14 protein-coding genes are annotated in these 14,904 nt (G+C 54.7%); 10 read left to right on the top strand and 4 right to left on the bottom strand.

The window, feature by feature from the left end; genetic code table 11:
* The first annotated feature begins 114 nt into the window (after positions 1-114).
* The 7 genes from VMW13_02965 (at position 115) to VMW13_02935 (ending at position 8,670) form a co-directional block, all read left to right on the top strand.
* On the top strand, positions 115-960 hold the full coding sequence (locus VMW13_02965; protein ID HUV43772.1) for an HAD-IIB family hydrolase: 846 nt from the start codon (positions 115-117) through the stop codon (positions 958-960).
* A gap of 125 nt (positions 961-1,085) precedes the next feature.
* Positions 1,086-2,015, top strand: a complete 930-nt coding sequence (locus VMW13_02960) for an alpha/beta fold hydrolase (protein HUV43771.1) — start codon at positions 1,086-1,088, stop codon at positions 2,013-2,015.
* On the top strand, positions 2,012-3,325 hold the full coding sequence (locus VMW13_02955; GenBank protein HUV43770.1) for a haloalkane dehalogenase: 1,314 nt from the start codon (positions 2,012-2,014) through the stop codon (positions 3,323-3,325). The genes VMW13_02960 and VMW13_02955 overlap by 4 nt, the downstream gene beginning before the upstream one ends.
* 582 nt (positions 3,326-3,907) lie before the next feature.
* Positions 3,908-4,819: an AAA family ATPase gene (locus VMW13_02950; protein HUV43769.1), complete on the top strand. Its 912-nt coding sequence runs from the start codon at positions 3,908-3,910 to the stop codon at positions 4,817-4,819.
* A 599-nt stretch (positions 4,820-5,418) separates the two neighbouring features.
* Positions 5,419-6,585 carry an aldo/keto reductase gene (locus tag VMW13_02945; GenBank protein ID HUV43768.1) on the top strand — a complete coding sequence of 389 codons (1,167 nt, stop codon included), beginning with the start codon at positions 5,419-5,421 and terminating at the stop codon, positions 6,583-6,585.
* Between the two features lie 63 nt (positions 6,586-6,648).
* On the top strand, positions 6,649-7,350 hold the full coding sequence (locus tag VMW13_02940) for an HAD-IA family hydrolase (GenBank protein ID HUV43767.1): 702 nt from the start codon (positions 6,649-6,651) through the stop codon (positions 7,348-7,350).
* An 87-nt stretch (positions 7,351-7,437) separates the two neighbouring features.
* Positions 7,438-8,670 carry a serine hydrolase domain-containing protein gene (locus VMW13_02935; protein ID HUV43766.1) on the top strand — a complete coding sequence of 411 codons (1,233 nt, stop codon included), beginning with the start codon at positions 7,438-7,440 and terminating at the stop codon, positions 8,668-8,670.
* 243 nt (positions 8,671-8,913) lie between these two features.
* Here the strand turns inward: VMW13_02935 and VMW13_02930 are convergent, their stop codons facing one another.
* Positions 8,914-9,744 (bottom strand): SDR family NAD(P)-dependent oxidoreductase, encoded by an 831-nt coding sequence (locus VMW13_02930; protein HUV43765.1) that lies wholly within the window; start codon positions 9,742-9,744, stop codon positions 8,914-8,916.
* A 370-nt stretch (positions 9,745-10,114) separates the two neighbouring features.
* Here VMW13_02930 and VMW13_02925 point away from each other — a divergent pair, with 370 nt between their 5' ends.
* Together VMW13_02925 and VMW13_02920 are read left to right on the top strand one after the other, a co-directional pair.
* Complete coding sequence (locus VMW13_02925) at positions 10,115-11,449, top strand: IS1182 family transposase (GenBank protein HUV43764.1); 1,335 nt, start codon at positions 10,115-10,117, stop codon at positions 11,447-11,449.
* 27 nt (positions 11,450-11,476) lie between these two features.
* Positions 11,477-12,343 (top strand): SDR family NAD(P)-dependent oxidoreductase, encoded by an 867-nt coding sequence (locus VMW13_02920; protein ID HUV43763.1) that lies wholly within the window; start codon positions 11,477-11,479, stop codon positions 12,341-12,343.
* Positions 12,344-12,356: 13 nt separating this feature from the next.
* Here VMW13_02920 and VMW13_02915 read toward each other — a convergent pair whose 3' ends face one another.
* Genes VMW13_02915 through VMW13_02905 form a run of 3 tightly spaced genes read right to left on the bottom strand, consistent with a single transcriptional unit; the run spans position 12,357 to position 14,261 of the window.
* On the bottom strand, positions 12,357-13,112 hold the full coding sequence (locus VMW13_02915) for an ABC transporter permease subunit (GenBank protein ID HUV43762.1): 756 nt from the start codon (positions 13,110-13,112) through the stop codon (positions 12,357-12,359).
* Positions 13,109-14,050: an ABC transporter ATP-binding protein gene (locus VMW13_02910; GenBank protein ID HUV43761.1), complete on the bottom strand. Its 942-nt coding sequence runs from the start codon at positions 14,048-14,050 to the stop codon at positions 13,109-13,111. The genes VMW13_02915 and VMW13_02910 overlap by 4 nt, the downstream gene beginning before the upstream one ends.
* A 1-nt stretch (position 14,051) precedes the next feature.
* Positions 14,052-14,261, bottom strand: a complete 210-nt coding sequence (locus VMW13_02905) for a PLD nuclease N-terminal domain-containing protein (protein ID HUV43760.1) — start codon at positions 14,259-14,261, stop codon at positions 14,052-14,054.
* A 247-nt stretch (positions 14,262-14,508) separates the two neighbouring features.
* Between VMW13_02905 and VMW13_02900 the strand changes: the two genes are divergently transcribed.
* On the top strand, positions 14,509-14,904 hold a 396-nt coding region (locus tag VMW13_02900; GenBank protein ID HUV43759.1), incomplete at its 3' end, for a CoA transferase.

The following is a 14,904-nucleotide window of genomic DNA, read 5'->3' as shown; positions in this document are numbered from 1 at the left end:
GTTCCCGTTTACTTTGCAAAAGTTGTCTCTTTGACACATAATGTTTTTGGCGCTTAGCGCTGTCTGCGTGACCTATGCGTACTTAAGAGGGTGCTGTTCCGGAGTTGGAAAGCGATGAACATTCCCACATTTAACCGTATTCCCGGTGCGATTGCCGTTGACCTTGACGGGACCCTGCTAAACAACCGGACACAGTTATCCGAGCGCAATCGCATGGCTATCAGAGGGTGCGTAGCACGGGGCATTCCCGTTGTTATTGCCACCTCTCGACCCATCCGGACGCTTCGCCGCCTGGTCGGTAATGACCTGACAAACATCTGCTCTCTGGTAGTTATGAATGGCGCTGTCGCCCTGACAACACCGCCACTGTCAGGTGAGTTTCGGGAGGTGCTCCCGACAGGGGTGGCCCGGGGCATTGTGGACCTGCTCGTAGGCATGGGACCGGAAGTGCGCGTGACGGTGGAAATCGAAGGTTGGGAATTCGGTGCCAACTGGGCAGCCGACGCAGACACGCTCTGGCGGTTCAACGCGGCAACACCGGATATGGTCACGTCCGTGGACGAGGCTCTGTCGAGAAACCCCGCAAAGATTGCCGCCAGTCGTGGTGGGAGCGATGTCTCTGACCTTGCTGCGGAGGTCTCGCGGCGATATGGCGATATTGTATCAGTGGTGCCGGCTAACGGGATGACGTTTCTCAATATCCTGAGTATCCGGGCATCAAAGTCCGGCGCTCTACGGCATCTCCTCCTGTCGCGGGAAATCGCAATGGCTGATGTGCTTGCCTTTGGAGATGATATTCCGGATGTTGATTTGCTGGCCTCATGTGGTACTGCGGTAGCCATGGCTAATGCCGTTCCTGAAGTACTATCCCTTTGCAGATATTCCACTACCAGTAATGATGACGACGGTGTGGCTGTGGTGCTGGAGCGAGTGCTGGCAATAAGCGGGCAGGTGCAATAACGAGGCCGGGACATCGGGGTTGTGTGACTCTGCTTGTCGGCTATCGTAGCAGCCTGCTATAATTGCGCTTACGGTTAACCTGAAACACTATTCTGTTTCTCTCATCGAAAGGAGGTGATGTTCGTATGACCCGAAAACTGCTTGAAAGACCTGACTGGCTCAAGGCAATCTTTCCCTGGGAGCAGCATGCGGCTACCGTGAACGGGCGGACTATGGCTTACATCGACGAGGGTGACCCCGGAGCCCGACCGGTCCTGCTCCTCCATGGAAATCCCACCTGGGGCTTCCTATACCGCTATTTCATTCCGCCGCTGACCGAGGCCGGGTACCGGGTTATCGTGCCGGATTGGATTGGGGCGGGCTACTCTGACAAACCGCGGGTAGACAGCGCTCTCACGACGCCCCACCACATTGCCGACCTGGTATCTCTCATGGACCAGCTACGACTGCGGGGATTCGTCGTCGTGGGGCAGGACTGGGGAGGCCCACAGGGAGTTGGTGCCGCCTTGCAGCGCCAGGAACGACTCGATGCAATGGTGCTGATGAATACCTGGTTGTTTACCGGTAATGTCGGCCGCTTCCATTCTTCGTCGCGTCCCTGGACAACGTGGCACGCACCGCTGATAGGTCAGTTCTTTATGAAACGGCACAAGATTCTGTCCCACGCCGGGCCATCACTTGTCTCCCGGCGGGGCATGAGTGAGCCGGAAGCCCGTGCCTATCACCACATCTACGATGAGGCGGATTCGGACCACGTGGTGTTGACATGGCCGCGCACCATCCCGATGCGTGAAGGCGACCGTGGCTGGGAGGACATGCTCACCATCGAGCGACGGTTGCCGGAGTTGGCTCGGATTCCGACCCTCCTTATCTGGGCGCCGGAGGACAATGTCTTTCCAATAGAGTACGCTAACCGACTGAAGGAATTACTGCCACATGCCGAAGGCCCGATAACATTTGAAAATGCGGCGCACTTCCTTCAGGATGACCGCGGCCCGGATATCGCCCGAAGCATAGTCGAGTTCCTTGACAGGACGGTGGGGAGGTCATTATGAAGTTCATTACACCATCCGCTGAACAGCTATCCTATCTCCGTGCCGACCCGTTGCTGGTAGAGCAGGAGCTTGATATCCGCCCGGAAGTCGCCCAAGCACTGGAGAGAGCGACCGGTATCCGCGCGGGCAGGGTCTACTGGCGTTCGGAGCATGACCACCTCTACGCCCTGGAACTGGGGGACCTCGGTAGGGGTCGGCCCTCGACAGCCACCGTCTTCGGTTTCTGGGACCGCTACGAGCCGCGTCCCCCGGAGCACGAGATTGATAGTGACCTGCTTGACTTCGGGACGTGGGTGGCGGAAGTCACCGAGGGCATGGACCCCGCCGATATCAGGCTGGTGGCCGGGTTCGCTCAGCAGCAGACCGACCGGGTGCAGTTGTCCTGGCCTGACGGCTCAGTGATGCGTACGCCGGAGGAACGCTTTGCCAATCTGCCGGACTACCCCTACGAGCCGCGCTATGTGGAGATTGAAGGTCTGCGCATGGCCTACGTGGAGGAAGGCTCCGGCGACCCGATACTGATGCTTCACGGTGAGCCGACCTGGGGGTATTTGTACCGACACATGATACCGGTTCTATCCGGGGTAGGCCGTGTCATAGTGCCCGACCAGATAGGGTTTGGACGGTCCGATAAGCCGGTTGCGGATAACGCATACAGCTACAGGGCATACGTGCGCTGGATGCGGAAGCTCATCCTGGAACTGGACCTCAAGCGAATCACGCTGGTCTGCCAGGACTGGGGAGGTCTGGTTGGCCTGCGGGTTGTCTCTCAGTTGCCCGAACGTTTTGCCCGGATTGTCCCGATGAACACCGGTATCCCCGATGGGGGTAGACCTGGTGGGTCGTCTGCTGCGGAGACCGGCGGAATGGGAGGAGCCTTTATGACGTGGCGAAGGCTTTCACAACGGCTGGCAGAGTTCGACCTGCCGGCAATGATGAAGCAGGCGGTCGGCAACCGCGAACTGACCGAAGCCGAAGCAGCCGCCTACGGGGCGCCCTTCCCTTCGGTGGAGTATCAGACAGCGGCCCTCCTCTGGCCCCGTCAGGTACCGATACGCCCGGACCATCCCGGTGCCTATGACAACCATGTTGCCATCGAGGTGCTGAAGACGCTTGAGCTACCGGTACTTCTACCCTGGGCAGAGGGAGACGCCATAACCAGGGCAGGAGAGGGTATGTTCCGCAATATATTCCGCAACTGCGCTCCCCCGCTGCCCATCAGGAACGCAGGTCACTTCATCCAGGAGGACGCCGGAGAGGAAGTCGCCGAGAACATCCGCAGGTGGATTCTGGAGACACCGCTACCATAGCTAGAGAATATAATAAACTACCCCACAGCTTGCTGTGGGGCATTAACTTAATACAAACTTCGTTTGCCCTGCATTTTTACCCTGCTTTCAAATGGAGCTACTACTCTGACAGGGTTCTGAAAAAGGGAAGTCCATAGTGGGCCTACCCCTTGGAAAGGGCCTGAGCCCCCTATGGCGGGGGTGTCTGGGCGTCATTCTTACAGAATGACGTTAGCAGAATCCGAAACCAGATTCTGCCGGTGTCCCCCAGATATAATCTCTTCCCCTTCCCCTTGTGGAAGTGCACAATTGGCAGTCAAGTTGGTGATAGACTGCCTGGGAGGACCGGATATCCGGTCGTCTGGTAGACTACGTCTTAGCCAACATAAGAAGCCCGATGTCCCACACCGCCCCTCCAGGTAGTATCTGGTCCTTTTCTGTTGTTACCGCGGTGATGTATCGTACCTGGACATACCATCATATACTGCCTGATACTGAGCAGTTTGTCAGCAAAATGTCGGCGGAACGGGGTAGAGAACCGAAGGGAGAGGGGACAAAGGAGTTACACCCTGCCGTTGTTATTATCACTGGGAGGTGAGTAGAATGAACCTAAATCAGAAGCAGACGGATGCCTTACTCAAGACACTTGAATACGAGCAGACCCATGATCCGGAGGACTTCAGCCTGGGATGGCGTTGGAGTGATGTCCGTGTTGCCCCACCTACTCTGAATAGCCTATTGCTGAAGGGACTGCTTGAGGAGAAGTTCCACTCAAACAGCCATCGGGGATTGCTGCTAACCGACCTGGGCCGGCAGCAGGCAACACTGCTGACGGAGGCATCAGAAGCCTGTGAGAAACATCGAGATGAAACCGTGACACTCCCCAGCGACATCTTCGAAGACATCATTGGCCATGAAGATGTCAAGGAACTCCTGACGGCTGCACTCCTTGCGGACAAGCCAGTGCATGTGCTGCTGGCAGGGCCACCGGCACTCGCAAAGTCCCTATTCCTGTGGGACATAGAGCGAGTGTGTGGCAAGCAGGCTCTATGGCTTGTTGGGTCGGCAACCAGCAAGGCGGGACTGTGGGACGTGGTAGCGGAACGGGAGCCGCAGATTCTGCTCATCGACGAACTGGACAAGATGAGCGCCGTCGATACCGCGGCATTACTCAGCTTGATGGAGGGTGGTAGACTGGTGCGGGCCAAGAAAGGCAGGGCACTCGATGCCACCATTGCCATTAGAGTCGTGGCAGCAACCAACCGAGTGGCCAGGCTATCTCCGGAACTGATGTCCAGGTTTGCCATGCGGACGCTAAGACCTTATGACGCGGCACAGTTCCATTCGGTCGTCGAGGGCGTATTGGTACATCGTGAAGGTAGCACTCCAGAGCTTGCGGAAGAGATAGCCAGGAAGCTTGGCGGTCGTTGCCAGGACGTGAGAGACGCGGTAAGGGTTGCCCGCTTGAGCCCACAACTGGGCATCGACAAAACGATCCGGCTGCTCCTGAGCTGAGGGGATCTATCCCACCTGCGGTAATCAACCGTACCGTATACCTGTTTCCGTATCCGGTGAGTCGGCCTCATCCAGCAATAAGACTATGTGTGTGACCGTCAGCCTGGCGGCACTCCGCGCTGGCAGCCACGGGTAACCGGTTCTACTCTGTTCGCTGATAGCCTATCCAATCAAGAGACCTTCTCTTTCACGTTTTTCCGTGTGGCGTCTGCAACAGAGTTCCTTCATTTTTCACGTGTACCCTCAGGCGGGTCCCCCCCTCCTGTATTAGCCTCGATTAGAGAAAAATATCAGCTGCAATAACGGAGGTAAACCATACAGGTAAACGGTATGGTAAACGTCATCGTAAACCATATGGTAAACCATAGGTAACAATCCTAGGTTTTGTGTCTTCGGTTGACCAATCCGATGTTTTGTTAACCGCAACAAGTACATAATATTGCCAAAAGCCGTCGTAGTAGCTGCACGGGCAGGTGAGAGGGTACTCATGCCCGCATCTGGCAAGCTGCATTGCTTGACATCCTCACCTCCCAGTCATAGACTGTGGGCACCGGCTCAGTAGGGGAACGTTCACGGCAACAGAGGAGGGTCGTTGGCGTATGCAGTATCGTAAATTGGGAAGAAGCGGTCTGGATGTCGGTGTCATAGGACTGGGCGCCGAGTATCTATGGGACTTCAGTCTGGGAAGACCGGCCTCGCTAGACACTGTTGTCTCCGTGGTAGACGAAGCGCTGGACAAGGGCCTTAATTACATAGATATACCTTTGCCTGCTCCAGCGGTAAGAAAGAATCTCGGTATTGCCCTCCAGGGCAGGCGCCAGGAAGTGATGGTTGCCGGTCATCTAGGGGCTGTACTGGAGAATAACCAGTACACTCCCCATAGGGAGAAAGCGTTGTGCGAGAAGTCCTTCGAGGACCTTCTGGTACGGCTCCAGACGGACTACGTCGATGTGCTTATGCTGCACTGCGTTGATGAGCAGGGTGATTATAACAAGGTGTTTGAGCCGGAGGGTCTGCTGGGAGTAGCCCAGCGACTCCGGAAGGAAGGCAAGGCACGACTACTCGGAATGAGCGGCCACTCCGTACCTGTTGCCCTTAAGGCAGTGAGGGGCGGACACATTGACGTACTGATGTTCCCGGTGAATCCAGCGACGGACATCCTGCCCGGTGATATGAGATTCGAAACTGTGTGGGAGCCTGGGACGTTTCAGAAAGCCGAAGCGGTGCAAGAGACTACGTCACCGACGCGCCAGGAGCTGTACCATACATGTGCCGCCGCGGGTGTTGCCGTAGTGGCCATGAAGCCCTACGCCGCTGGTCGGCTGTTCAATCCCGAGAATCCCAGTTCCATCGTCCTGACTCCGGTACAATGCGCCAGCTATGCTCTGTCACAACCAGGCGTCACCACCATCGTGCCCGGCTGCAAGAATGTCGACGAGATGAGGGCGGCACTTGCCTATCTGGATGCCACCGACGAGCAGAAGGACTACAGCGCTATCGATACTAACGCCATGTGGAAGCTGCATGGGGCCTGCATGTACTGCAACCACTGCCTACCTTGTCCAGAGGCCATAGACATCGCCGTGACGACGCGAATCACAGATACTGCTAGCTACAGCATGGACGGCAACACCATCACCCAGTATGAATCCCTCGCCGTTCACGCCTCAGCGTGCACCGAGTGTGGTATCTGCACAGACCGCTGCCCATTCGGTGTGGACGTCGTCGCCAACATGAGGCGAGCCGCGGAGCTATTCGGTAAGTAGCTACCCATAGGCTGTACCGGTGAACCGAGATACAAGGAGATTCTGAGAGCGTAACTCGAAACGATGGGGTATCTAGCTGTAATATTCGACCTATTTGGGACGCTGGCAGGCAACTTCTCGTCTCAAGATTACAACGAAGCACTGGTTAAGATGGCTTCTGCACTATCACTACCTTCCGATGACTTCAGGCGGGAGTGGTTCACCACTTCAAGAAAGCGGAACACAGGTGTAAATCAGAACTGCGAGGCCGATGTTAAACAAGTCTGTCGTGAACTGGGTGTACTTCCCAGAGATAAGCAGGTGCAACTCGCAGTACAACATAGGCTGGACCATATACGTGACGTTATGACGCCGCAGCCGGGCGCCATAGAAGTGCTCTTGCGCCTGAAGGAAGAAGGGTATGAGATTGGCCTCCTCAGCAATTGCACTCACGAGATTCCGACTGTCTGGCCAGAAACGCCTTTCGCTCCCCTGGTTGATGTGGCAGTATTCTCATGCTTAGTGGGAATGAGGAAGCCTGACCCACGGATATACAAACTCACAGCCGAACGACTTGAGGTCCGACCAGAGGAATGCCTGTTTGTTGGTGATGGTGGTAGTCAGGAGTTAAGTGGAGCACTAGGCGTCGGTATGAAGCCTGTCCTGACCCGCCCTGATGCAGACAGCACCGAGTCGCATCTGATGAACCGCGAACAGTGGGATGGCCTCACTATCTCCTCATTGACAGACATTCTGACTGTAATAAAAGAGGATGGAGGTCGTTGAGCACCTGGGCTTCGCCATCAACGAGTTCCGCGAGATGAAGATGCAGCCTTCGCTGCAGAGGGCACTGAAACATAAGGAGAATTAATCGTGACTATTAAAGTAGCAAATCCAGAAGAAGTCGGCCTCGCAGGTGAACGCCTAGTCCGGATAGAAAACCACCTACTGAACCGGTATCTGATACCTAAGAAAATCGCCGGTACTCTTACCCTGGTTGCCCGCCATGGTAAGGTAGCCTATTTATCTCCCACAGGCATGATGGATATCGAACGGGCAAAACCTGTGGCTGAGGACACTATCTTTCGTATTTATTCGATGACCAAGCCGATTACTACGGTTGCCTTGATGATGCTTTATGAGCACAGTCACTTCCAGCTCGGGGACCAAGTCTACAAATACATACCTGAGTGGAGAAACCTGGAGGTTTATGTTTCCGGAGAATACCCAAACTTCGTGACGAAACCGTCAGAGCGGGACATGACTATTCGAGACCTTCTTACACATACTTCAGGTCTTACGTATGGTGCACCCGCGGAGTTAGGTACGCCGGTAGGTGCAGCTTATCAGAAGTTAAATGTAATGGACCGACGTAAGGGAACACTTAAGGAAATGGTTCAAGAAGTAGCTAAATTACCCCTTGAGTTTTCACCGGGTACGAGGTGGAATTACGGGATTTCGACTGATGTATGCGGTCGCTTGGTGGAAGTGATATCCGGAATGAGTTTTGACGAATACCTGAAGGAGTATATCTTCGAGCCATTAGGAATGGTAGATACCAGTTTCCATGTACCTCCAGAAAAGGTAGACCGTTTCGCCGCTAATTATAATCGTGATGATAAGAAGAGATTGCAGCTAATGGATGACCCTGCTAAGAGTGCATATCTGACGCCTCCTGCCTGTTTTTCCGGTGGTGGTGGGCTTGTTTCAACTGCGGCCGATTATTACCGGTTCTGCCAGATGCTCTTAAATAGGGGAGAACTTGACGGCGCTCGTCTTCTGGGTCCAAGAACAATTGAATATATGACGATTAATCATCTGCCGGGAAATCAAGACCTTACTGACCTCAGTATAAGCGCATTCAGTGAGACGGCTAATGAAGGTGTCGGCTTCGGACTTGGTTTCGCTGTCATCATTGACTTGGTTAAATCCCAGCAGGTAGGTTCGCTTGGTGAGTATTACTGGGGAGGAGCCGCCAGTACTATATTCTGGATAGACCCGGCCCAGGACCTCATCGTAATATTCTTAACGCAGCTAATGCCGTCAAATACCTTTAATTTCCGGGGTCAATTGAAGTCTTTGATTTACCCTGCGATAGTAGATTAAAGGGGAAGGCTAGCAGCTCTTCAATGGTTTGCTAGCCCTTATTTGGTGGAGATTGCTTAGTTACTACCTCAACAGCACTTCCTCCCTCAAATGTCGCAGCTACATTCCGCACGCACAGGGGGTCGTGATCTAACAATCTGGCTGATTGTGACCCTATGCGTTTTGTAGGCAACTGCAGTTAGGAGTTCGGCTTAGGTAGAGCACCGGGCTTCAATTTCCCAAAACAAAGACACTCGCCGGCTTTTAAGCCGGCCACAATTGAATCCCGCCATCCACCCGCAGCACCTGCCCGGTTATGTATGACGAATCCTGGGTAACAAAAAACTCAACCGCCCGAGCAATTTCAATCGGCCAGCCGTACCGCTCGAGCGTACCGTCGGTCAATTTCATGGACTCATTAATGGGCCGGCTGGCTTCAAAGCGGGGTGTAATAATCGGCCCGGGCGCAACTGCGTTGGCGTATACGTTATCGGGCCGCAACTGGGCCGCCAGGCAGCGTGTATACTCGTGGACGGCCGCTTTAGCCGTTGAGTAGATCGCCTCTCCAGCGTGGCCCGACAGCCCACCAACGCTGCCGATATTGACGATCCAGCCTGCTTTGCGGGCGATCATTTCCGGCGCCACCTCACGACAACACAAAATACAGGTCATTATGTTCCGGTCCAGCACTGTCCGCACATCTTCCAGGGCAATAAACACGGCATCGTTGGACAGCGGTTTACCGGCATTCTCTCCCATAACACCCTGCGAACCGATGTCACCTCCGGCACAGTTCACCAGAATATCGATCTGGCCGAACTTCTGGCGAATTTGCTCGGCGACCTGCTTAACCGTGGCCGCATCGGTCAGATCGCCCCAGACTGGCAGCACTACGCTCCCATGGGCTGCGGTAATGGCCTCGGCCACCGCGTCCAGCGATTCAGCCTCATTAAAGGCACGGGTTGAGGTGGGACTCGTGCCGTGAACCGCTACTTTCGCCCCCAAGGCCGCCAGATGATCGGCAATCACCCGACCAATGCCCCGCGAGGAACCGGTCACCCAGGCGACTTTGTCTTCTAAATGCTTCTCACTCATGTTGACGTCCTTTTTTCCTCCATTTCAGTTTATGTGACGGCTTTCACGCTGACCTACCCCCGTATGTATGTGGTCAGCAAAAGTGGAACAATTGTAGCCTTTGAGTTAATCGACAGTCAAAGCTCTTTACTCTGCTCCCTGGCAGCCCTATTATAGTCCCTCCTTGCCGTGAATGAAACACGGATATTGACTGTAACCGAGATCTAAGAAGTAGCACCCTCTATGGGGGCAAGCCAGGAACCTTTATATGCCATATCGAGGTAACAACATACTATATCAGGCTGTCTAAAAAGTCCCCCTACGATCACACCCACGTGGCAAAGTAGGGTATAATATTCCACAAGAAGGTCTTTCCGTTGGAGGCCACGAGATGAAGATATTTAAGGAATACAGACAAGATCAGAATTTTCTACTTCCCCCATCGCTGGATGAATTTGTACCTGAGGATCACGAAGTGCGTATTATCAGTGATGTGGTGGATACCCTTGATTCGTCGCTTTTACTTGGTCAGTATGAAGGTGGCGGGGCACCAGCCTATCATCCAGCGATGATGCTAAAAGTGATCATCTATGCCTATAGCCTAGGAATATATAGCTCTCGCAGAGTTGCTCAAGAACTGAAAACTGATACTGCTTTCATGTTTCTATCGGGGCTACAAACACCTGACTTCAGAACCATCTGCCTTTTCCGTTCCCAGCATGCTGGTATTCTTCCGGATCTATTCGTGGAGGTGGTTAGGCTCTGCGCCTCCGTGGGCATGGTGGGACTCGGGCATATAGCCTTCGATGGCACAAAACTTAAAGCCAATGCTGCGTTGAGGCAAAGCCGCGACAGGGACAGTCTTGAGAAGGAGATTAAGTGCATCAAGGAGCAAGTGAGACGGATGATCGAAGCCTCGATCCGGATAGATGAGAGCGAAGAACAGGCGCATCCTGATGGGGATGGCTCGGAGATGGTAAAGGAACTCCGAGAAAAGGAATACCGGTTGAAGAGGCTCAACGAGGCAAGGGAAACGCTTGAAAGGGGAAAGCTTAAGCGCGTCAATATAACCGATCGGGAATCTCGGCTGATGCAGGACAGCCGCAGGGCAATCCAGCCCAGCTACAATGGACAGATTGCAGTGGACGAAAAGGAGCAAGTAATCGTAGCTGCCGACATCACCCAGGAAACGACTGACCACCACGAGTTAATAAAGATGGTAGAAGCGGTGGAACAAAATCTGGGGACTCTGCCCCAAGAGGCAAGCGCTGATGCTGGATACTCATCTTATGAGAATCTGGAATATACTCAGCAGAGGGGGCTAGATGCCTACATGCCTGATGACTTCTTTGTAGTGCTGGAGAAGAAAGGCGAGTCTGAGAAAAGGTATCACAAAAGCAACTTTCAGTACGACCAGATGAGGGATGTCTATATCTGTCCTGAGGGTCAGGACTTAAAGCGATATCAAGAGATGAAACGGAAAGGCAAGCCACCGTTCATTGTATACCGAGGCAAGTTCTGTAAGGGATGCGCTGTAAGGGAAGAGTGCACAAAAGGTCCTGCCCGGAGGATTACGCGGGACGGCCGCGAGAGTCTCGTGAAAGCGATGAGGGAGAAGCTGAGGAGTGAGGAACGCAGGTCACTTCATCCAGGAGGACGCCGGAGAGGAAGTCGCCGAGAACATCCGCAGGTGGATTCTGGAGACACCGCTACCATAGTTAGGTAGAAAATAAGTTCTACAAAGGAGGGTCGATTGAAACTCGAAGGAAAAGTGGCGGTAGTTACCGGTGGAGCGCAGGGGATTGGCAGGGGCATAGTCCGTTGCCTCGCTGAAGAAGGCGCGGATGTTACCGTGATTGATATTGATGGTGAACACGCCCGGAGCGCAGCCGATGAGGTCAAGAAGATGGGACGCCGGTCACTTCCTGTAGTCGCTGACCTTACCGCCAGTGATGATGTGGAAGGAGCGGTAGCTGCCGTAATGGACTGCTTTGGCAGGATTGATATCCTGGTCAACAACGTCGGTGGTATGAGAGGAGTACCGGAATCCCGGACTGAGCCGGCTCGCATAACGAACCGCACCGACGAAGAGTGGCTGGGTTCCTACGAAATCAACCTCAAGCCGACGATTATCATGTGCCGGGCTGTTGTTCCCCACATGACAGCGCAGCAGAGCGGTAAGATAGTCAACATCTCGTCCATCTCCGGTCGACTGGGCGACTTCGGCAATATGCCCTATTCGGTGTTCAAGGCAGGTGTGATTTCCTTCACGTGGTCGTTGTCCCGTGAGCTGGCCCCGAACAACATCAATGTCAACTGTGTCTGCCCGGGGTGGGTCTACACCCCGCTATGGGAGAGAGGGGCAACCGCTATGTACAACCAAATCAAGCAGGCAAAAGAGTCCGGAGAAGAGCTTCCGGAGCGTTTTGCTGGTGCGGAGATTGAGGAGTTGACGCCCGAGGAGTTCTGGCGGACACGCCTTGTTGAGCCCAATGCCCCTCTCGGCAGAGAGCAGACCCCCGAAGATATGGGCCGGGCGGTAGTCTTCTTTGCTTCCGATGACGCCCGAAACGTCACCGGCCAGGCCCTGAATGTTGACGGCGGGTACATATTGCGCTAGGACACCGTTACGGTTATAGCTCCTTGCGACGCAATACCACGGGGGACAGGAACAAGCAGGCAATCGTGAGTACCATGCATACCGCCACGGCGGGCCATGCCGCGGGCTGTGGACTGGAAAGCAACCCTATTCCCCAGCCGGTCAATTGACCGGGCATGTAGTCTCCAAAACCGGGTACCTGGGTGAGGAGTGCCTGGACAACCAGGACAACCAGGGCCACACCACCAGCTATCAGCTGATTTCGGAACAGGCTTGAGCAGAGCAGCGTGACCGATAGACAGAAGACCAGGAAGAGTGCCATCAGCAGGTTTAGACCGAGGAAAGCGGATACGCTGGCAGGCTCGATGAGTAGAACGGTGTATATCCAGCAGGCGGTTGAACCCAGGACAAGGGCAGCTATGAAGCTGACACTTGTCGCCAGGAATTTAGCGGTGATGTAAGCACCCCGGCTGACCGGCTTGCTGAGAATCATGGCGGCGAGTCCTCTGTTCCTCTCTCGGGCGACTGCACCCATGAGCATGAGAACGGCTATCAGAACGCCGATCTGGACAATTGTACCGGCGTATTCCCCGATTGCCATTGCAGCACTGGGCTCCGGCATCTGCACTATGATATCCTCTCCCGTTGCCTCCAGGAGTTGTGGCGTGTACTTTATCAGCAGGGGAGTAGCAAAGCCGAAAAACAGGAAGACGGCGGTAACAATCAGCAGTTTATACGTCCTCAGTTGCTCTCTCAGTTCCTTCTTGAGCAGGGCTACCAGGCCGGTCATGGCGCACCCCCGCCTTCCACCAGGTCCACGAAGATGTCTTCCAGGCTCGGTAGTGTCAGTTCGTAGCGGAGTAGCGTGAGCCCGCTGGCAGCGACCAGTCCCGGCAGTTCCCGCTTTGCCTCAGCGATATTGTTGACCTGGACACGTAGAGTAGGAACTTCATTGATAGTTACTAACTCCTGGGTGGCCAACCAGTGAGCAGACTCTATTCTGGCCATCAGGGGGGCGGTGTCCTCCTCAAACTCGAGTTCGAAGATGGATCGGGTATACCGCTGCCTGAGTTCCTCTACGGTTGACTGGATGACCAGCTTGCCTTTGTCGATGATACCGACGACATCACAGACGCGCTCAACATCGGACAGGATGTGGCTTGACATAAATACAGTGGTCTGCTCTCTCAGACGCTCTATCAACAGCAGCACATCACGCCGGCCCACGGGGTCGAGGGCAGAGGTAGGCTCGTCCATGAAGAGTACACGAGGGTGGTTTATCAACGCCTGTGCAATACCTAAACGTTGTTTCATGCCGCGCGAGTAGCCACCTATCTTGCGCCGGGCTGCGTCTTTCAGATCGACCAGTTCGAGTTGTTCATCGCGGCGCAGGGAAATCTCTCGTGAGGGAAGACCGTGCAGTTCGCCAACAAAGGTAAGGAACTCTTGCCCTGTCATCCAGTCGCAGAAGGCAGGAACATCGGGCAGGAATCCAATACCGGTACGGACTACCGCGTTGCCGGTGGTGATTTCCTCCCCGGCAATCCATGCGGTGCCTGCCGAGGGTATACTTAGCCCGGTCAGTAGTTTGACGGTGGTGGTCTTACCGGCGCCGTTGGGTCCGAGGAAACCGAAGACCGAGTGTTCCTCGATAGTGAGGTCGAGGTTGTCCAGAGCTGTAATCTCACCGTACCGTTTGGTAAGATTCTGGCAGCGGATAGCTTCCATACTAGTACTGCTCCCGCCCTATAAGAAGGTAGATGATGGGGCCAATAATGCCGAGCAGGACAATCACCACTGCCCACGGCCACTTCCGCCCGCCCTTGACCACTTCCCTCCGGGTAAGGTCAACCAGGGCGAAAGCCATCAGACCGAGTTCGATAACGCCGACCGGTATAAGGAAGGGAAGCATCTCCCTGAGAACCTCGACATCATTCATAGTACTGCCTCCCCGCATGCTGTCCATGAATAAGCTTAGACGTCACTACTGGTGGTTGTCAACGAAGAAAAAGGGCTATTCCTGACGTGATATCGTGTTTGCTGGGTGGCCCAACGATGGCCGGTGGTGTGGTATGATATGGCACTGCTTCTTCCACGGATGTAGAACAGATGTCGACCAGCCAGCCCGGCCAAGTCAGCAAAGGCGTTCAGTAAACACGTGCGCGAAGAATGACCCGGAGGACTACATGAACCAGGCGCTTGACGGTATCAAAGTCATAGATGTTTCACAGGTGGCTGCGGTACCGATGGCGGCCCGCCACCTTGCTGATTTTGGTGCTGACGTTATCCATGTAGAGAACCCGAAGACCGGGGACTCATGGCGGGGTTTCCAGGCCGGCCTGGGTAGTGGTGGTGCTGGTGCACCGTCCGATATCAACTACAATTGGGAGACCTATAACCGCAATAAAAGGAGCCTGGCGGTTGACCTCTCGCAGGACGAGGGTCGGGAGGTAATCTACCGTCTGGTGGAAAGTGCCGATGTCTTTACCACCAACCTGCGGCTCTTCGAGCGGGAGAAGTTCAAACTGGACTACGATGCGCTGAGCCAGTTGAACCCCCGGCTCATCTACGCCGGGCTGTCC

It is taken from the genome of Dehalococcoidales bacterium (genome assembly GCA_035529395.1).
Taxonomy (GTDB): domain Bacteria; phylum Chloroflexota; class Dehalococcoidia; order Dehalococcoidales; family Fen-1064; genus DUES01.
Note: the sequence above shows the minus strand (reverse complement) of the source record. Positions and strands in the feature narration are given on the sequence as shown.